Annotated in this window: 18 protein-coding genes; 7 read left to right on the forward strand and 11 right to left on the reverse strand. The window is 68.2% G+C overall.

Features of this window, described 5'->3' with window-relative positions; translation table 11 throughout:
- The first annotated feature begins 147 nt into the window (after positions 1–147).
- Entirely contained in the window at positions 148–2295 is a 2148-nt protein-coding gene (pnp, locus tag BGO82_RS17810) for a polyribonucleotide nucleotidyltransferase (protein WP_291307572.1), read from the forward strand.
- A gap of 226 nt (positions 2296–2521) precedes the next feature.
- Here pnp and BGO82_RS17815 read toward each other — a convergent pair whose 3' ends face one another.
- Both BGO82_RS17815 and BGO82_RS17820 read right to left on the reverse strand, forming a co-directional pair.
- Positions 2522–3745: a DUF6596 domain-containing protein gene (locus tag BGO82_RS17815; protein WP_291306969.1), complete on the reverse strand. Its 1224-nt coding sequence runs from the start codon at positions 3743–3745 to the stop codon at positions 2522–2524.
- Positions 3742–4110 carry a YciI family protein gene (locus BGO82_RS17820; protein ID WP_291306970.1) on the reverse strand — a complete coding sequence of 123 codons (369 nt, stop codon included), beginning with the start codon at positions 4108–4110 and terminating at the stop codon, positions 3742–3744. Before BGO82_RS17820 ends, BGO82_RS17815 begins: the two co-directional genes overlap by 4 nt.
- A gap of 161 nt (positions 4111–4271) precedes the next feature.
- Between BGO82_RS17820 and BGO82_RS17825 the strand changes: the two genes are divergently transcribed.
- The gene (locus BGO82_RS17825) at positions 4272–5969 is read left to right on the forward strand and encodes a GGDEF domain-containing protein (RefSeq protein ID WP_291306971.1); all 1698 of its coding nucleotides are present in this window, start codon (positions 4272–4274) and stop codon (positions 5967–5969) included.
- A gap of 233 nt (positions 5970–6202) precedes the next feature.
- Here the strand turns inward: BGO82_RS17825 and BGO82_RS17830 are convergent, their stop codons facing one another.
- From BGO82_RS17830 to BGO82_RS17840, 3 genes are all read right to left on the reverse strand, one after another.
- Positions 6203–7183: an SDR family oxidoreductase gene (locus BGO82_RS17830; RefSeq protein WP_291306972.1), complete on the reverse strand. Its 981-nt coding sequence runs from the start codon at positions 7181–7183 to the stop codon at positions 6203–6205.
- A 54-nt stretch (positions 7184–7237) separates the two neighbouring features.
- Positions 7238–7495: a hypothetical protein gene (locus BGO82_RS17835; protein ID WP_291306973.1), complete on the reverse strand. Its 258-nt coding sequence runs from the start codon at positions 7493–7495 to the stop codon at positions 7238–7240.
- A 102-nt stretch (positions 7496–7597) separates the two neighbouring features.
- A complete protein-coding gene (locus tag BGO82_RS17840) occupies positions 7598–8605 on the reverse strand; it encodes a D-glycerate dehydrogenase (RefSeq protein WP_366246984.1) in 1008 nt (335 codons plus the stop codon).
- A 162-nt stretch (positions 8606–8767) separates the two neighbouring features.
- Between BGO82_RS17840 and BGO82_RS17845 the strand changes: the two genes are divergently transcribed.
- The gene (locus BGO82_RS17845; protein WP_291306974.1) at positions 8768–9292 is read left to right on the forward strand and encodes an SH3 domain-containing protein; all 525 of its coding nucleotides are present in this window, start codon (positions 8768–8770) and stop codon (positions 9290–9292) included.
- A 206-nt stretch (positions 9293–9498) separates the two neighbouring features.
- On the opposite strand, the gene irrA is transcribed toward BGO82_RS17845, so the two are convergent.
- Positions 9499–9957, reverse strand: coding sequence for an iron response transcriptional regulator IrrA (irrA, locus tag BGO82_RS17850; RefSeq protein ID WP_291306975.1), 459 nt, complete (start codon positions 9955–9957; stop codon positions 9499–9501).
- 147 nt (positions 9958–10104) lie between these two features.
- Here irrA and fabA point away from each other — a divergent pair, with 147 nt between their 5' ends.
- The 4 genes from fabA to BGO82_RS17870 all read left to right on the forward strand — a co-directional run bounded on the left by fabA (position 10105) and on the right by BGO82_RS17870 (position 12584).
- Positions 10105–10626 carry a 3-hydroxyacyl-[acyl-carrier-protein] dehydratase FabA gene (gene fabA, locus BGO82_RS17855; protein WP_291306976.1) on the forward strand — a complete coding sequence of 174 codons (522 nt, stop codon included), beginning with the start codon at positions 10105–10107 and terminating at the stop codon, positions 10624–10626.
- 18 nt (positions 10627–10644) lie between these two features.
- Positions 10645–11871 (forward strand): beta-ketoacyl-ACP synthase I, encoded by a 1227-nt coding sequence (gene fabB, locus BGO82_RS17860; protein WP_291306977.1) that lies wholly within the window; start codon positions 10645–10647, stop codon positions 11869–11871.
- 90 nt (positions 11872–11961) lie between these two features.
- A complete protein-coding gene (locus tag BGO82_RS17865) occupies positions 11962–12264 on the forward strand; it encodes a type II toxin-antitoxin system RelE/ParE family toxin (protein WP_291306978.1) in 303 nt (100 codons plus the stop codon).
- On the forward strand, positions 12261–12584 hold the full coding sequence (locus BGO82_RS17870) for a helix-turn-helix transcriptional regulator (RefSeq protein WP_291306979.1): 324 nt from the start codon (positions 12261–12263) through the stop codon (positions 12582–12584). Before BGO82_RS17865 ends, BGO82_RS17870 begins: the two co-directional genes overlap by 4 nt.
- Position 12585: 1 nt before the next feature.
- On the opposite strand, the gene BGO82_RS17875 is transcribed toward BGO82_RS17870, so the two are convergent.
- From BGO82_RS17875 to ubiB, 5 genes are all read right to left on the reverse strand, one after another.
- Entirely contained in the window at positions 12586–13299 is a 714-nt protein-coding gene (locus BGO82_RS17875) for a HesA/MoeB/ThiF family protein (protein ID WP_291306980.1), read from the reverse strand.
- A complete protein-coding gene (locus BGO82_RS17880) occupies positions 13296–14063 on the reverse strand; it encodes a DUF2259 domain-containing protein (RefSeq protein WP_291306981.1) in 768 nt (255 codons plus the stop codon). The genes BGO82_RS17875 and BGO82_RS17880 overlap by 4 nt, the downstream gene beginning before the upstream one ends.
- Entirely contained in the window at positions 14017–14475 is a 459-nt protein-coding gene (dut, locus tag BGO82_RS17885; protein WP_291306982.1) for a dUTP diphosphatase, read from the reverse strand. Before dut ends, BGO82_RS17880 begins: the two co-directional genes overlap by 47 nt.
- 8 nt (positions 14476–14483) lie before the next feature.
- Positions 14484–15083: a hypothetical protein gene (locus tag BGO82_RS17890; RefSeq protein ID WP_291306983.1), complete on the reverse strand. Its 600-nt coding sequence runs from the start codon at positions 15081–15083 to the stop codon at positions 14484–14486.
- A 105-nt stretch (positions 15084–15188) separates the two neighbouring features.
- On the reverse strand, positions 15189–16724 hold the full coding sequence (gene ubiB / locus BGO82_RS17895; RefSeq protein WP_291306984.1) for a 2-polyprenylphenol 6-hydroxylase: 1536 nt from the start codon (positions 16722–16724) through the stop codon (positions 15189–15191).

The raw sequence follows: 16724 nt of genomic DNA on the forward strand, positions 1-16724 counted from the left end.
GGGGTCGTCAGCGCGGAAACCGTGCCGATTTTGGGCCGCTCCTGCACATGGGGTGCGAGGGGCGAGCTGGCACACCGGATGAGTTCGCGGGGTGGCTACGCCCCCGCGTTCCCGCTCAGCCCGGCAGAATGGAAAGACATGACACTCATGCCCATCAATTTCGATCACCACAAGGTCGAGCTCAACTGGGGCGGCCAGCCGCTGACCCTCGAGACCGGCAAGATCGCCCGCCAGGCCGACGGCGCCGTGCTCGCCACGCTCGGCGAGACCGTGGTCCTCGCCACCGTGGTTTCGGCCAGGACCGCCAAGCCCGGCCAGGACTTCTTCCCGCTGACCGTCAACTACCAGGAAAAATACTTCGCCGCCGGCAAGATTCCGGGCGGCTATTTCAAGCGCGAAGGCCGTCCGACCGAAGCCGAGACGCTGACCAGCCGCCTCATCGACCGGCCGATCCGCCCGCTCTTTCCCGATGGCTACAAGAACGAGACGCAGGTCATCGTCACCGTCCTCCAGCATGACATGGAGAACAATCCCGACGTGCTGGCCATGGTCGCCGCTTCCGCCGCGCTGACCATTTCCGGCGTGCCCTTCATGGGCCCCATCGGCGCCGCCCGCGTCGGCTGGGTCGATGGCGAATACGTGCTGAACCTGCCCGTCGACCGCCGCGCCGATTCCAAGCTCGATCTCGTCATGGCCGGCACCGCCGACGCCGTGCTGATGGTCGAATCGGAAGCCCAGGAGCTCAGCGAAGAGGTGATGCTCGGCGCCGTGATGTTCGGCCACGAGCAGTCGCGCAAGGTCATCGACGCCATCATCAAGCTCGCCGAGCTTGCCGCCAAGGACCCGCGCGACTTCACCCCGCCCGACTATTCCGATCTGGAAAAGGACGTGCTGGCGATCGCCGAGGACGACCTCCGCGCCGCCTACAGGATCACCGACAAGCAGCAGCGCTACGCCGCGGTCGATGCCGCCAACGCCAAGGTGAAGGACGCCTTCGCCGCCCGCATCGAGGCCGGCACCGTCAATGCCGAGCATCTGGGCGAGGTGGTGCACAACCTCCAGGCCAAGATCGTGCGCTGGAACATCCTCGACACCGGCACCCGCATCGACGGCCGCGACGTGCGCACCGTGCGTCCGATCACCGCCGAAGTCGGCGTGCTGCCGCGCACCCACGGCTCGGCGCTGTTCACCCGCGGCGAGACGCAGGCGCTGGTGGTGGCGACCCTCGGCACCGGCGACGACGAGCAGTTCATCGACTCGCTCGAGGGCACCAAGAAGGAAACCTTCCTGCTGCACTACAACTTCCCGCCCTACTCGGTCGGCGAAACCGGCCGCCTGGGCTCGCCCGGCCGCCGCGAGATCGGCCACGGCAAGCTCGCCTGGCGCGCCATCCACCCGCTGCTGCCCAAGCCGGAAGAGTTCCCCTACACGCTGCGCGTCGTCTCCGAGATCACCGAGTCCAACGGCTCGTCCTCGATGGCGACCGTGTGTGGAACGTCGCTCTCCCTGATGGATGCCGGCGTGCCGATGAAGAAGCCGGTGGCGGGCATCGCCATGGGCCTCATCCTCGAGGGTGAGAAGTTCGCGGTGCTGAGCGACATCCTCGGCGACGAGGATCATCTCGGCGACATGGACTTCAAGGTCGCCGGCACCGCCGACGGCGTCACCTCGCTGCAGATGGACATCAAGATCGCCGGCATCACCGAGGAGATCATGAAGGTCGCCCTGGCGCAGGCCAGGGAAGGCCGCACCCACATCCTGGGCGAAATGGCCAAGGCCATCACCGCCTCGCGCGGCCAGGTGGGCGAGTTCGCTCCCCGCATCGAGACCATCAAGATCCCGACCGACAAGATCCGCGAAGTGATCGGCACCGGCGGCAAGGTGATCCGCGAGATCGTCGAAAAGACCGGCGCCAAGGTCGATATCCAGGACGACGGCACCGTCAAGGTCTCGTCCTCCGACGGCAAGGCGATCGACGCCGCCATCAAGTGGATCCGCGGCATCACCGACGATCCGGAGATCGGCGCCGTCTACCAGGGCACCGTGGTCAAGACCGCCGATTTCGGCGCCTTCGTCAACTTCTTCGGCTCCAAGGATGGCCTCGTGCACATCAGCCAGCTCGCCGACCAGCGCGTCGGCAAGACCACCGACGTGGTCAAGGAAGGCGACAAGGTGTGGGTCAAGCTGCTCGGCTTCGACGAGCGCGGCAAGGTGCGCCTGTCGATGAAGGTCGTCGACCAGGAGACCGGCAAGGAAAAAGCCAGGGAAGACGCCCCGGCCGAACCCGCCGAGTGAGCTTGTAGCAGCGTTCTACAAAAGGCCCGGGAGCACTCCCGGGCCTTTTGCTTTGCAAGGCCGCCTCTCCCCTCGCCCCTCCGGGGATAGGGTGCCTCGCACAGCGAGGCGGGTGAGGGGCCGTCAGCATCTCTCCCCCTCCACATCGTCATTCCCGCGAAAGCGGGAATCCAGACCGGGCTCGCGGAGGAGCGGAAACGACACCGGCGAGCCGTCCCCGTTCCCCCTACTCCAGCTCCGCCAGCCGCCGCTCCAGGAACGCCCGCTCGGCCTGCTGCTCGCTCAGCTCCAGTGCCCGCCGATAGGCCGCTGCCGCCGCATCGTTCCGTCCCAGCCGCCGCAGCAGATCCGCCTCGGCCGCATGCGCGAAGCGGTAGCGCGCCAGCGGCCCGGCCGCCAGCGGCGCGATCAGCGCCAGGCCGGCCGCCGGCCCGTCGCGCATGGCGATGGCGACGGCGCGGTTGAGCTCGACCACCGGCGACGGCTCGGCCCGCAGCAGCACATCGTAGAGCGCCGCGATGCGCCGCCAGTCGGTGGCCGCCGCGTCGGGCGCCCGTGCATGCGTTGCCGCGATCATCGCCTGGATGGTGTAGCTGGCGACCGGCGGCTGTGCGAAGGCGGCCTCCGCCAGCGCCGTGCCTTCGGCGATCAGCGCCCGGTCCCATCGCGTGCGGTCCTGCGCCTCGAGCAGCACCAGCCCGCCGTCGGGTCCGGTGCGCGCCGCCGCGCGCGACTGGTGCAGCAGCAGCAGCGCCAGCAGCCCGTCGATATCGGCGGCCGGGTGCAGCTCCCGCAGCAGCCGCGCCAGCCGGATCGCCTCCTGGCACAACTCCCGCCGCAGCAGCGCCGCGCCCGACGAGGCATCGTAGCCCTCGTTGAAGATCAGGTAGATCGTGTGCAGCACCGCATCGAGCCGGTCCGGCCACTCCGCCGGCGCCGGCACCTCATAGGGCAGGCGCTCGTCGCGGATGCGCGCCTTGGCCCGCACGATGCGCTGCGCCACCGTCGCCGGCTTGCTGAGATAGGCCGCCGCGATCTCCTCGGTGGTCAGCCCGCACACCTCGCGCAGCGTCAGCGCCACCTGCGCGTCGAGCGGCAGCGCCGGGTGGCAGCAGGTGAAGATCAGCCGCAGCGTGTCGTCGGCGATGGTTTCGCGTTCGGCCGGCATCTCGGCCTCCTCGTCTTCGAGCTGCCGGCTGATCTCCGGCGCGATGGCCTTGAAGCGGCCGCTCCTTCTGAGCTTGTCGATGGCCTTGAAGCGGCCCGCCGACACCAGCCAGGTGCGCGGATTGGCCGGCACGCCGTCGCGCGGCCATTGCTGCGCCGCCGCGAGGAACGCGTCGGCCAGCGCCTCCTCGGCCAGCTCGAACCCGCCCAGCAGCCGGATCAGGCTGGCCAGCACGCGGCCGCGCTCGGCCCGATAGATCCCCTCGAGGTCGAACCCGGTCACGTCAGCGGCGGCGGTGTCGGGATTTCGTACACCGGCCGCACCTCGATGGTGCCGAGCGCGGCAATCGGAATGCCGGCGGCCAGCCGCACCGCCTCGTTCATGTCGCGCGCCTCGATCAGAATGAAGCCGGCCATCTGTTCCTTGCTCTCCATATAGGGCCCGTCGGTGGTCGACATCCGCCCGTCGCGCACCCTGACCAGCACGGCGCTGTCGCCACCCTCGATCGCCGCCGAGGCGAGATAGTGGCCCGCGGCCCGCAGCGTGTCGTCATAGGCCAGCGAGCGGCGGTCGAGGTCCTGCCGCGCGCTCCGGCTGGCCGTGTCCATCACGCTCGTGTCGAAATGCACGAGGCACATATAGCGCATCGCAACGCCTCCATGGTTCTGCTGCCTATGGTCGACCGCCCCTTGGCCAATTCGACATCGCCGTTGCAATTTGCCTGAAATTGTCGCCGCCGGGGAAGCCTTCGCGCAAACCCCGGCAGGCATCATCGGCAGACCTTGGAGGCAATGCGGGGCCCGTCAGCATGTCCGTCGTCAGCGACCACCCGCCTGCCGCCGACCCGGTGCCCCGGCCGCGCAGCGAGGTGCTGCTGCCGCCGGCCATCATCCTGCTGGTCTTCGCCATGGTGGTCATCGCCATCGGCGGCTTCGCCTATGTCAGCAGCCAGCAGCAGGCGCTGAGCGCGGTGCGCCACCAGGCCGACGATCTGCGCGCCGCGGTCAACACCCTGCAGCTGGTCGATGGCGATGCGGCGCACGTGCTGAACGGCGAACGCGGCGCGCTGGCCAGCTATTTCCGCGATCTCGAGCTGCTCAAGACCCAGCGCGGCGGCACCCTCGATGCTCTGGCCGACGTGCCGGCCGCCCTCGACCGGCTGGTGCAGGACTGGACCGAGGCGGTCAATCTGAGCGCCGACGGCCATGCCGACGACGCGCGGGCGCTGTTCACCGAGCGGCAGACCGCCGCCACCGTCGCCGCCATCACCAACACGGCGCAGGCGGCGTTGCAGGGGGCGCAGGTGACGCTCGGCCAGCACGACGAGTCGAGCCGCCTCGGCACCCTCGCGGTGCTGGTGCTGCAGGTGCTGTCGGGCACGCTGGCGATGAGCGGCATGTTCTTCGCCTTCCGCTCCAGCGCCCGCGAGGCCTTCGGCCGCTCGGCGGCGCTCAGGTCCGCCGACACCTCGCGCGAGCAGGTGGCGCGGCTGTTCGAAATGGCCGACGTGCTGCAGAGCGCCACCGATTATGGCGATGCCAACCAGGTGCTCAAGGCCACCGCCACCGAGCTCTTGCCCGGCTATTCCGGCGCCCTCTACGTCTTCAACAATTCGCGCGACCGGCTGGTGCTGTCGACCAGCTGGGGCCGGCCCGACGACGGGGCGCCGCCCGAGGCCATCGCCGCCGACCAGTGCTGGGCGCTGAAGCGCGGCAAGCCGCACCTCAACCGCGTCGATGGCAGCAAGCTGTGCTGCGAGCATCACCATGGCGACGACACCGTGCTCGAAATCCCCATGATCGCGCGCGGCGAGATCATGGGCCTGTTCCAGTTGTTTGCCGCCGGGCCCCGCGCCGAACAGCGGCTCGAGGCGATCACCGGCCTCGGCTCGGCGCTCGCCGACGGCATGAGCCTCGCCCTCGCCAATATGGGCCTTAGGGAAAAGCTCAGGAACCAGGCGCTGCGCGATCCGCTCACCGGCCTCTACAACCGCCGCTACATGGAGGATTGCCTGCAGCGCTTCGTCCGCCTCGCCGACCGCGAGAACCGCGAGGTGAGCGTGGTCATGGTCGACCTCGACCACTTCAAGGCGCTCAACGACAAGCACGGCCATGCCTTCGGCGACAGCGTGCTGCGCGACACCGCCATGACCATCGTCGGCGCCCTGCGCGAAACCGACATCGTCTGCCGCTACGGCGGCGAGGAGCTGGTGGTGATCCTGCCCGACTGCAACCTCGACCGCGCCGCCGACAAGGCCGAGCTGCTGCGCGTGCGCATCGCCGCGCTCGGCGAGACGCACGCCGCCGAGATTTCCGCCTCCTTCGGCGTCGCTTCGGTGCCTTACACGTCGAGCGGCGTCATGGATCTGCTGGCCGCCGCCGACAGCGCCCTCTACCGCGCCAAGCAGGCCGGCCGCAACCGCGTCGCCACCGCCCCCACCCGCCCGTTCCAGCTCGACCGCCTCGAAGACGGCCTCCCCGCTCCGGCCCTCCAGGCCGCCGAATAGGCTGGCGTTCTGGGGTGCTTGCCTGCAAGCGGACCCTGTTGCTGCATCCCTTCGCTCGATGATTGCGCCGCCAGCGAATGCGGCTCTATCGCCCCCCTCCCCCTTGCGGGGAGGGGCCGGGGGTGGGGGCCGCAACCACCAGGCTACATAGTATCGTCCTAATGCAGCGCCATCCGCGCCGCCGGGGAGGGGCCGGGGGTGGGGGCCGCAACCACCAGCGCTACAATATCGTTCTAATGCAGCGCCGTCTGCGCCGCGATGATACGATCGGTCAGCGCCTCGAGCTCGGTGCTGTACGGCGCCTTGTCGGCGATCCGCTGCTTCAAATACTTGATCGGCTGTTCGAGGATCTTGTCGAGGTTGGTCTCGCAGCGGAAGTCGCCGGCGATGCGCTTGACCTTGGAGTTGTCGAACAGCGCCGTCCAGCTCTTGTCGCCGCGCAGCGGGCCCGTCCACTCCGGCCGGTAGGCGCACAGCGTGTCCGTCGGCACATGCACCAGCTTCGGCGTGACCCCGAGCCCGCGCCCGATCGCGGTATAGATCGCGTCCCAGGTGAAGCCCTTGTCGCCGGTGATGTGGAAATCCTCGTAGAGCGCGTGCGGGTTGCCGAACAGATTGACGAACGGGACGGCGAAATCCTCCGAGCGCGTCAGCGTCCACGGCGCATTGCCGTCGCCGGCGACGATCACCGGTTTGCCGGTCAGCATGCGGTTGGCCACCGCGTCGCCGTCGTTCAGCATCGTCGGCAGCCCGGTGCGCACCGTGTGCGAGGGCCGCACATTGGTCCAGGGCAGCCCCTTGGCCGCCTTCATCAGCGTCTCGCAGGCGATCTTGGCCTGGCTGTAGGCCCAGTACGGATTGATCGCCGGCGTCTGTTCGGTGATCACATAGCTGTCGATGCTCTTCTGGTACACCGACGCCGACGAGATGAAGATGTACTGCCCGGTCTTGCCGGCAAAGGTGGCGATGTCGCGCTGCATCTGCTCGGGCGTGAACACCATGAACTGCGCCACCACGTCCCAATTCTGCCCGCCGAGCTGTGCGTACCCTGACGCATCCGCCATGTCGCCGGTGATCGACGCGACATTTCCTGGGAGTCTGTCACGGCGCTGCCCGCGGTTGAACACCGAGACCGCGTGTCCCTTCTGGACCGCAAGTTCCACGCAGGGCAGCGAAATCTGCCCCGTACCACCAATGAACAGGACCTTCGCCATTGCCGCCTCCAAAACTCCACGAACTGTGGCGGATCGGCCTGGACCTGGCAAGCGTCAGAACGGCGGCAGGCTCACCGCCGGTGGCTGCGCCGCGGCATAGGTCTGCTGCATCCTGAGCTGCTGCTCGAAGCTGCGCGCCTGCGCCTCAAGGTCCGCCTGCACCTGCAATTGCTGGGCTTTGAGCGCCGTGGCGTCGCTCAGCTCCTGCACCCGGCACAGCGTCAAAGCCCTTGCATTTGCAAGGTTTTCCGCCCTGTTGTCGCCCGGCGGTACCGGCACGCACATCGCCTGCGCGGCGCTCGGCACAAGCATGATTGCAGCTATCAGCAGCGTTCGCATACGCCATAAATAGGCCCGCCCCGAAACGGTTGCGAGCCGCCGCCGATCACGCTTTCGCGCCTTGCGCCCGGGGCGCTACGCCCGCGCCCGCGTCTCCGGCAGCACCCGGTGCGGCGGCTGGTGGCCGTCGACGAACGCCCGGATGTTGACGATCACCGTGTCGCCCATCTCCAGCCGCGCCTCGAGCGTCGCCGACGCCATGTGCGGGGTCAGCACCACCTTGTGCGCCCGCGCCAGCTCCAGCAGCCCGGGGTTGATGCCGGCGCTCGATTCGAACACGTCGAGCGCCGCGCCCGACAGCCGGCCCGCCGCCAGCGCGTCGACCAGCGCCGCCTCGTCGATCAGCTCCGGCCGGCTGACGTTCACCACCGCCGCGTCGGGCCGCATCGTCAGCAGCCGCGCCCGGCTGAGGATGTGGTGGGTGTCGCGCGTCAGCGGCGTGTGCAGCGACAGGATGTCGACCGCCGGCAGCATGGCGTCGAGGCTGTCGTGATAGGTCGCGCCCAGCCTGTCCTCGAGTTGCGGCGGCCGCCGGTTGCGCGAGAAATAGTGGATGTTGAGCCCGAAATTGCGGGCCCGGCTCGCCACCGCGCTGCCGATCCGGCCCATGCCGACGATGCCCAGCGTCTTGCCGCGCAGCCGCCGCCCCAGCATCCAGGTCGGCGACCAGCCCGGCCAGGTGCCCTCGCGCGGCAGCACCTCGGCGCCCTCGACCAGCCGCCGCGGCAGCGCCAGCATCAGCAGCATCGCCATGTCGGCGGTGTCCTCGGTCAGCACCGAAGGCGTGTTGGTGACGGTCAGTCCCGCCGCATAGGCCGCCTCGATGTCGATGTTGTCGAAGCCGTTGCCGAACTGCGCGATCAGCCTCAGGCCGCGCGGCAGCCGCGCGATCAGCTCGGCATCGAGCCGGTCGGTGATCGAGCTGACCAGCACGTCGGCGCCGGCGAGCTCGGCCACCAGCCGGTCGGCGCTGTAGGGCGCGTCGGCCGGGTTGAAGCGCGCGTCGAACAGCGTCGCCATGCGCTGCTCCACCGGCTCGGGCAGCCGCCGCGTCACCAGGATCTTGGGGCGATTTGCCGTCAGCTCGCGTGCCTTTCAAGGACCATTAAGGTCTATCGCCTAACGATAGAGCATCGCGCGCAGAAGTGGGAACCGGTTTTGCGTCACGCGATGCATCCATCGACTGAAAAGCGCGACTTCCGGGCCAAGCTGCCCAAGATCAAACTGCCTATGAGGCGTCCTGCCGTGTTGCTGCGTGCCCTCGCTCTTATATCCCTCGTCCTGTTGCCCAGTCTCGCCGAAGCGGCCGCCACCAATCCGAGCGGCCTGCCGCTGCCGCGCTTCGTGACCGTCAAGGCCAAGGAATCCAACGTCCGCGTCGGTCCCGGCTACCAGTACGACATCGCCTGGCAATACCAGGTGGCGGGCGTTCCGGTCGAAATCATCCAGGAATTCGACGTCTGGCGGAAGATCCGCGATGTCGACGGCTCCACCGGCTGGGTGCATCAGAACATGCTATCGGGCAACCGCGCCGGCTATGTCACCCAGGCCGCCGGCGACAAGGTCGGCCTGCATGCCGGCGCCTCCGACGAATCCGGCGTCGTTGCCTGGGTCGGGCCCGGCTTTCCGGTCAAGATCAACAGCTGCGAAAAGGGCTGGTGCGCCGTCGTCGCCACCGACCATCCCGCCAGCGGCGCGCCGTCGAACTACTCCGGCTATCTGCCCGAAGCCGATCTCTGGGGCGTCTACCAGGGCGAAAATTTCGACTGACAGCGGTTGGCCGATCAAGCCCGATAGGGCTCGATCGGCCAGAGCGAAAAAGGACTCTTCTCCCAGCGGTTGGTCGATCAAGCCTTCCCGGGCTTGATCGGGCCAGAGCGAAAAGGACCCCAGCGGTTGGTCGATCGAGCCTTCCGGGCTTGACCGGCCAGAGCAAAAGGACTCTCCGCCCTTGCGGCGCTGCGTCCGCGCGTCGGCTAGACCTGTTCGGGCACCGGGCCCTTTTTCACCCGCACCACCACGTCCACATGGGTGATGGTCATGCCGTCCGGCGGCGCCGGCAGGTTCTGGATCACGATCGCCGAGGCCGGGATGTCGGTCACCCGCTGCTCGTCCTCGAGATAGAAATGGTGGTGGTCCGAGGTGTCGGTGTCGAAATAGCTGCGCGAGGCATCCACCGCCACTTCGCGCAGCAGCCCCGCCGACCGGAACTGGTGCAGCGTGTTGTAGATCGTCGCCAGCGAGACGTTGACCTTGGCGGCTTGCGCCTCGGCCAGCAATTGTTCGGCGCTCACATGCCGGTGCTCGCCGCCGAACAGGATCTCGGCCAGCGCCACGCGCTGCCGCGTCGGCCGCAATCCCGCCATGCGCAGCACCGCCGTGAGGCACGGGCGTCGCGACGGCACGTTGCGGCTGAAGATGTGGCGGTCGTGCATGGATCCCCGAAAAACTCGACTTTTGCGGCAAACTTATAGCTTTGCGGGGTTTTCCGCACAAGCGTTGCGGTGTCGCGGCGGCTCGCCTTGACCCCTTCCGGTCCCCCCAATACACACGGGTCACGTTAACCAGTGGAACCGAGCCTGATGGCGGAGCGCAAGAACGCCTATGCCTATGACGAGCTGATCGCCTGCGGGCGCGGTGAGCTCTTCGGCCCCGGCAATGCCCAATTGCCGCTCCCCCCCATGCTGATGTTCGACCGCATCACGCAGATCGACGACACCGGCGGTTCGCACCATCGCGGCCAGGTCCGCGCCGAGCTCGATGTCCGCCCCGATTTGTGGTTCTTCAAATGCCACTTCATGGGCGATCCGGTGATGCCCGGCTGCCTCGGCCTCGACGCGCTGTGGCAGATGACCGGATTCTTTCTCGGCTGGGGCGGCTCGCCCGGCCGCGGCCGCGCCCTCGGCGGCGGCGACATCAAGTTCACCGGCCAGGTGACCGACGATGTCAAGCTGATCGAATATGGCATCGACATCAAGCGCGTCGTCCGCTCCAAGGTGGCGCTGGGCATTGCCGAAGGCTTCGTGAAGGCCGACGGCAACCTTATCTACGAGGCCAGGGATCTGCGCGTCGGGCTGTTCCCGGCTGTGGCGGCCGCATCCTAGCGGCGGGAGGAGCAGGGCATGAGACGCGTCGTCGTTACCGGCATGGGGATCGTCTCCTCGATCGGCAACAACACCTCCGAGGTGGTGGAGAGCCTGCGCGCCGCCCGCCCGGGCATCGTCTTCGCGCCGGAATACGAAAAGCTCGGCTTCCGCTGCCAGGTGCATGGCGCCCCCAGGCTCGACCCGTTCGAGGTGCTCGACCGCCGCACCACCCGCTTCATGGGGCGCGGCGCCGCCTGGAACTACATCGCCATGCAGCAGGCGATCGAAAGCTCCGGGCTCGAGCCGCACGACATCCAGAATCCGCGCACCGGCCTCGTCATGGGCTCCGGCGGCCCCTCCACCCACACCGTGGTCGAAGCCGCCGACATCACGCGCGAAAAGGGCCCCAAGCGCATCGGCCCGCTGGCCGTGCCCAAGGCCATGAGCTCCACCGCTTCGGCGACGCTCGCCACGCCCTTCGGCATCAAGGGCATCAACTATTCCATCACCTCGGCCTGCGCCACCTCCAAGCATTGCATCGGCAATGGCTACGAGCAGATCCAGATGGGCAAGCAGGACATCGTCTTCGCCGGCGGCCACGAGGATCTCGACTGGACCATGTCGAATCTGTTCGACGCCATGGGCGCCATGTCGACCGATTTCAACGCCACCCCGGAAAAGGCCTCGCGCGCCTATGATGCGAAGCGCGACGGCTTCGTCATCGCCGGCGGCGCCGGCGTGCTGGTGCTGGAGGAGCTCGAACATGCCCGGGCCCGCGGCGCCACCATCCTCGCCGAGATCGTCGGCTACGGCGCCACCTCCGACGGCTACGACATGGTCGCTCCGTCGGGCGAGGGCGCCACGCGCTGCATGAAGATGGCGCTCGAGACCGTCCGCGAGAAGGTCGACTACATCAACCCGCACGCCACCTCGACCCCGATCGGCGACGCCAAGGAGATGGAGGCGCTGCGCCAGGTGTTCGGCACCGGCGAGGCTTGCCCGCCGATCTCGGCCACCAAATCGCTCACCGGCCACTCGCTCGGCGCCACCGGCGTGCAGGAATCGATCTACTGCATCCTGATGATGCAGCACCGCTTCCTGTGCGAGAGCGCCAACATCGACGAGCTCGATCCGGCCTTCGCCGACATGCCGATCCTGCGCGCCCGCCGCGACGGCGTCGACATCGGCGTCGCGCTATCCAACAGCTTCGGCTTCGGCGGCACCAACGCCACGCTGGTGTTCCGCCACCCGGATCTGCTCTGACGCGGCTTGCAGATATACCCGAAAGGGTATATCTGGAGGATAGCCAGCGAAAAGCCCGTTCACTGGATCGGCTCGTCCAAGCGCGACTATATGGCGTTTCCCGGCCCCGTGCAGGACGAGATGGGCTTCGCCCTCGGCGTCGCGCAACTGGGCGGCAAACACCCCAGGGCCAAGCCGTGGAAGGGCGAAGGGCCGGGTGTGTTCGAGTTGGTCGAAAGCTTCGACGGCAACGCTTATCGGGCGATCTATACCGTGCGCTATGGCGAGGCGATCTACGTGCTGCACGCGTTTCAGAAAAAGAGCCCGAGCGGCATACGCACCGCCGCGACGGATGTGGAGCTGGTTGCGGCGCGGCTCAGGCTGGCGCGCGCCGACTACGAGGCACGAAAATGAGCGACAAGATCACACGCGGCACCGCCAACGTCTTTGCCGATCTCGGCTATGCCGATGCCGGGGAGCGGCAGACCAAGACGCGGCTGGCGCTCGAGATCAACGGATTGATCAAAGCCCGCCGGCTGAAGCAAGCCGAAGCGGGCGAAATCCTCGGTGTGCCGCAGCCGAAAATCTCGGCGCTCGCCAACTATCGGCTCGATGGCTTTTCGGTCGAGCGGCTGATGGCGTTCCTGACCGCACTCAACCAGGATGTCGAGATCATCATCCGTCCCCGCCGCGACCGGCAGGCCGGCCGGGTGCTGGTCAGCGCTGTTCGCTAGATCAATAGTCCAGTTCGGTGAACCGGGCGCTGCGGCCGTCATAGAGCAGCAGCCGGCCGGCGAGCGGCGTGCCGGTGCCGGTGATCAGCTTGATGGCTTCCATCGCCATCAGCGTGCCGACGACGCCGGTGACCGGGCCGAGCACGCCGACCACCTCGCAGCTCGGCAGATCCTCGGGTGCGGGCGCGATCGGATAGAGGTCGGCGAAGCGCCGGCCGCCGGGCAGGAACACGGTGAGCTGCCCGTCCCACATCGACACCGCCCCTGACACCAGCGGCTTTGCCGCGCGCTCGCAAGCCTCGGCGACGATGCGGCGCGTCTCGAAATTGTCGGTGCCGTCGAGCACCAGATCGTAGCCGGCGACGACGCCGTCGGCATTGCCGGCGTCGAGCCGCATCCGGTGGATGACAATTTGCACCTGCGGGTTGAGCGCTGAGACGAAGGCGCCGGCGCTCGCCACCTTAGCGGCGCCCACATCGGCCGTGCGGTGGATGATCTGCCGCTGCAGATTGGAGAGCCCCACCACATCGTCGTCGACGATGCCCAGCGTGCCCACGCCGGCCGCAGCGAGATAGGCGATGGCCGGGCTGCCGAGCCCGCCCGCGCCCACCACCAGCACGCGTGCCGCCCTGAGTTTCTGCTGCCCGGCGCCGCCGACATCCTTCAGCACCAGATGCCGCGCATAGCGCCGGGTCTCGTCGGGCGACAGGCTCATCGGTCGAGCGGCACCGCGAGGAAGCGGCGGTCTGGGCCCTCGAAGCCGAAGGGGGAACTGGCGACGATGGCGATGCGGCTGCCGCCGGTCGCCGCCGCGCCGACGATGGCGTAGATCGCATAATCCAGCGTGCAGCCGCGTGATTTCGGCAGCGTGTCGCCGTCGGCATGCACGATCCGCGCCCCCTCGGGCGTGGTGAAGTTGAGCGTGTAGCCGACGATCGGAATATCGTCGCCGGCAATGCCGGCGCACATCTCGGGCAGCCTGGCGACCGGTGCGGTGGTCAGCGTCACGGTCAGCCTGTCGTCCGCGGTCGTGGCCGGGCCGCAGCAAATGGGTGTCGAAAACACCACGGATTTCGTGTCGCCGTGCTCGCCATCGCCGTTGAGCGCCAGGATCTGCACCGGCCAGCCGATGCCCAATTGCTCGAGCGTGGCGTCGGCCCTGGCACGCGCGTCGCGCCGCACCTGGTTCAGCGGCCTTGCCTCCGGGTCGGCGTCGCGCGTCGCATCGACCGTGAACGGCGCGCCATGCACCCACGTGTCGGTCGCGACATCGACCACATAGATGTTCGAAAACGCCGCGCCCGAGCCGTCGTGGATGCCGTATTCCTCGAAGGCGAAATAGCTGCCGCGCTCGTCGTAGCCGAGAAAGCCGATCTCGGCGCGGTCGGCGGCGCAGGCCGGACCGGCCGCCGCCAGCGCCAGCCCGGCAAGGCTAGCGGCCAGTCGAGCCGAAGCCGCCAGAACCACGTTCTGTCGCATCGAGCCTCTCCTTTTCGGTGAAGCCGACCGCGCTCACCGGCGCCACCACCATCTGCGCGATGCGGTCGCCGCGCTGCACCACGAACGGCGCCTCGCCCAGATTGATCAGGATCACCTTCACCTCGCCGCGATAATCCGCGTCGATCGTGCCCGGCGTGTTGAGCACCGTGACGCCGTACCGGGCGGCGAGGCCCGAGCGCGGCCGCACCTGCGCCTCGTAGCCCGCGGGCAGCGCCATGGCGAAGCCGCAGGCAATGGTGGCGCGCTGGCCCGGCGCCAGCGTCAGCGGCGCGTCGGAGGCGAGCGCGGCGAGGAGATCGACTCCCGCCGCGCCCGCGCTTTGCTGTCTGGGCAGCTCCAGCCCGCGGCCGTGATCGAGCCAGGTGAGCGCTATGTCGATCCGGCCGGGCATGCTGGTCCTTACCTGGTCTGCACCACCGCATAGAGCTCGTCGGGGAGCTTGGCGGTGCCGTTGATCAGGTCGAGGAACGCGATCTTGATTTCGGCCGCGGTCCTGTCGCCATTGATCGTCATGTTGGAGTCGGTGATCTGCCGGCCGGTGACGCGCAGCGTCACATAATGGCCGTCGAACATCTGCTTCATCATCGCTGCGGTCTGCGGATCGCTGTCCTTGCCCAGATCGCCCGCCATGTCCTTGGTCGGGAACGCCACGCGCACCACGCCCGGCGACACCTGGGTGAAGGTCGGCTTGCTGTCGCCCTCGTCGAATTTGAGCTGGTCGAACGTGCCTTCGCTGATCGCAACGCAGGTGGCGCTGCCGTCGGCATTTTCGGTCAGCGTCTCGCCCTGCTTGCCGCAGAACTTGTCCTCGGCCTTGTCGTTGGAGGCGTCGGCGCTCTTCACCATGGTATAGACGTCGGCGCCCATCTGCATGGTCATGGTCGCCTTGGCGGTGGTGTCGGAGGTGACGGCGAGTTCTTCGGTCATGTCGACGCAGGCGGCCAGGCCCATGGTCAGCGCCAGCACGCCGGCGATGCGGCCGATGGTTGCAAATTTCATCTCATTGCCCTCTTTTTTCCGCGCCCCGCCGGAAGTGGCGCCAATCTATGGGCGGGTCCGAGCCACCGCAAGCGCAGCGGATCGGTAGGGTGGCACGGCTGAATGCTACCTGAACAGGCTGGCGATCAGCGCGATGGCGATCACCACCAGCACCCAGAACGCGGCGACCATCAGCCGCCGCGTGCCGTGCCGCTGCGGCGAGCGCTTTTCCGCGTCGTAATCGTCGAGCGCCGCCTCGGCCCGCCTGATCAGCCCCGGCAGCCTGCCCACCGTGTCCGCGGCCACGGCGAGATTGTCCCGCAAATCCTCGATCCGGCCCAGCGGCCCCGCCTCGCGCCGCACGAAATCGCCCACCACCGGCTCGGCCACCGTCCAGATGTTGAGCTCGGGGTCGAGCCCGCGGCTCACGCCCTCGACCAGCACCATGGATTTTTGCAGCAGTACCAGCTCGGGCCGCGTCTGCATCTCGAACAGCTCGGTGGTGGCGAACAGCTGCCCCAGCACCTTGGCCATCGAGATGTCGGTGGCGCTGCGCCCGTGCAGCGGCTCGCCGATCGAGCGCAGCGCCAGCGCGAAATCGTCGACCGATTGGTGCCTGGGCACATAGCCGATCTCGAAATGCCGCTGGGCGATCATCCGGTAGTCACGGGTGATGAAGCCGTAGAGGATGTCGGCGAGGAAGCGCCGCTCCTTGCGCGAGATACGCCCCATGATGCCGAAATCGACGGCGATGATGTCGCCGGTCCTCGGATCGGCGAACAGATTGCCCGGATGCATGTCGGCATGGAAGAAGCCGTCGCGGATGGCATGCTTCAGGAACGACTGGAGCAGTATTCTGCTGAGTGCCCTGCGGTCGAGCCCGGCAGCGTCGAGCGCCGCATGGTCGCGGATCGGGATGCCGTCGACCCAGCTCGTCGTCAGCACCGTCTCGGCGGTGTGGTCCCAGCTCACCTCCGGGATGACGAAGCCCTCGTCGTCCTTGATGTTCTCGGCCATCTCCGAGATCGACGCCGCCTCGAGCCGAAGGTCGAGCTCGAGCCGCGCCGAGCGGTCGAGCGTCGACACCACGTCGGTCGGCCTGAGCCGCCGCAGCGAGGGCATGAAGCGCTCGGCCAGCGCCGCGCCGGCATATTGCGCCTCGAGGTCGGCGCGGAAGCGCTCCTTGATCCCCGGCCTGAGGATCTTCACCGCCACCCGGCCGCTGGTGCCGTTGCGATGCAGCGTCGCCTGGTGCACCTGCGCGATCGAGGCCGCCGCGATCGGCGGCGAGATGTCGGTGAGGTCCGCCGCCCGCTCGAGCAGCGCCTGCTTCAGCAGCACCGGCACCAGCGCCGGGTCGAACGGCTCCATCTTGTCCTGCAGCTGCGCCAGGTCCGCCGCCACCTCCAGCCCGACGATGTCGGGGCGCGTCGCCAGCGTCTGCCCGATCTTCACATAGGTCGGCCCGAGCCGGTCGAGCGCCGCCCGCAGATTCTCCTGCGGCCCGCGCCGCTTCACCGAGCCGCGCTCGAGCAGCCGGCCGATCCGCACCCCGGTGCGCATCACCGGCGGCAGCGCCGCAATGTCCACGATCGAGAACGCGCCCTCGCGCGCCAGCACGAATCCGGCATGCATCAGGCGGAAGGTGGCGGCAATGCCCAT

This window comes from Devosia sp. 67-54, assembly GCF_001899075.1.
GTDB lineage: Bacteria > Pseudomonadota > Alphaproteobacteria > Rhizobiales > Devosiaceae > Devosia_A.

What these genes read in the sequence shown, in the direction of transcription:
- pnp (WP_291307572.1), top strand. Translation starts at nt 148, where the DNA reads ATGCCCATCAATTTCGATCACCACAAGGTCGAGCTCAACTGGGGCGGC.
- BGO82_RS17820 (WP_291306970.1), bottom strand. Translation starts at nt 4,110, where the DNA reads ATGCGCTATATGTGCCTCGTGCATTTCGACACGAGCGTGATGGACACG.
- BGO82_RS17825 (WP_291306971.1), top strand. Translation starts at nt 4,272, where the DNA reads ATGTCCGTCGTCAGCGACCACCCGCCTGCCGCCGACCCGGTGCCCCGG.
- BGO82_RS17830 (WP_291306972.1), bottom strand. Translation starts at nt 7,183, where the DNA reads ATGGCGAAGGTCCTGTTCATTGGTGGTACGGGGCAGATTTCGCTGCCC.
- BGO82_RS17835 (WP_291306973.1), bottom strand. Translation starts at nt 7,495, where the DNA reads ATGCTTGTGCCGAGCGCCGCGCAGGCGATGTGCGTGCCGGTACCGCCG.
- irrA (WP_291306975.1), bottom strand. Translation starts at nt 9,957, where the DNA reads ATGCACGACCGCCACATCTTCAGCCGCAACGTGCCGTCGCGACGCCCG.
- fabA (WP_291306976.1), top strand. Translation starts at nt 10,105, where the DNA reads ATGGCGGAGCGCAAGAACGCCTATGCCTATGACGAGCTGATCGCCTGC.
- fabB (WP_291306977.1), top strand. Translation starts at nt 10,645, where the DNA reads ATGAGACGCGTCGTCGTTACCGGCATGGGGATCGTCTCCTCGATCGGC.
- BGO82_RS17865 (WP_291306978.1), top strand. Translation starts at nt 11,962, where the DNA reads ATGGCGTTTCCCGGCCCCGTGCAGGACGAGATGGGCTTCGCCCTCGGC.
- BGO82_RS17870 (WP_291306979.1), top strand. Translation starts at nt 12,261, where the DNA reads ATGAGCGACAAGATCACACGCGGCACCGCCAACGTCTTTGCCGATCTC.
- BGO82_RS17875 (WP_291306980.1), bottom strand. Translation starts at nt 13,299, where the DNA reads ATGAGCCTGTCGCCCGACGAGACCCGGCGCTATGCGCGGCATCTGGTG.
- BGO82_RS17880 (WP_291306981.1), bottom strand. Translation starts at nt 14,063, where the DNA reads ATGCGACAGAACGTGGTTCTGGCGGCTTCGGCTCGACTGGCCGCTAGC.
- dut (WP_291306982.1), bottom strand. Translation starts at nt 14,475, where the DNA reads ATGCCCGGCCGGATCGACATAGCGCTCACCTGGCTCGATCACGGCCGC.
- BGO82_RS17890 (WP_291306983.1), bottom strand. Translation starts at nt 15,083, where the DNA reads ATGAAATTTGCAACCATCGGCCGCATCGCCGGCGTGCTGGCGCTGACC.
- ubiB (WP_291306984.1), bottom strand. Translation starts at nt 16,724, where the DNA reads ATGGGCATTGCCGCCACCTTCCGCCTGATGCATGCCGGATTCGTGCTG.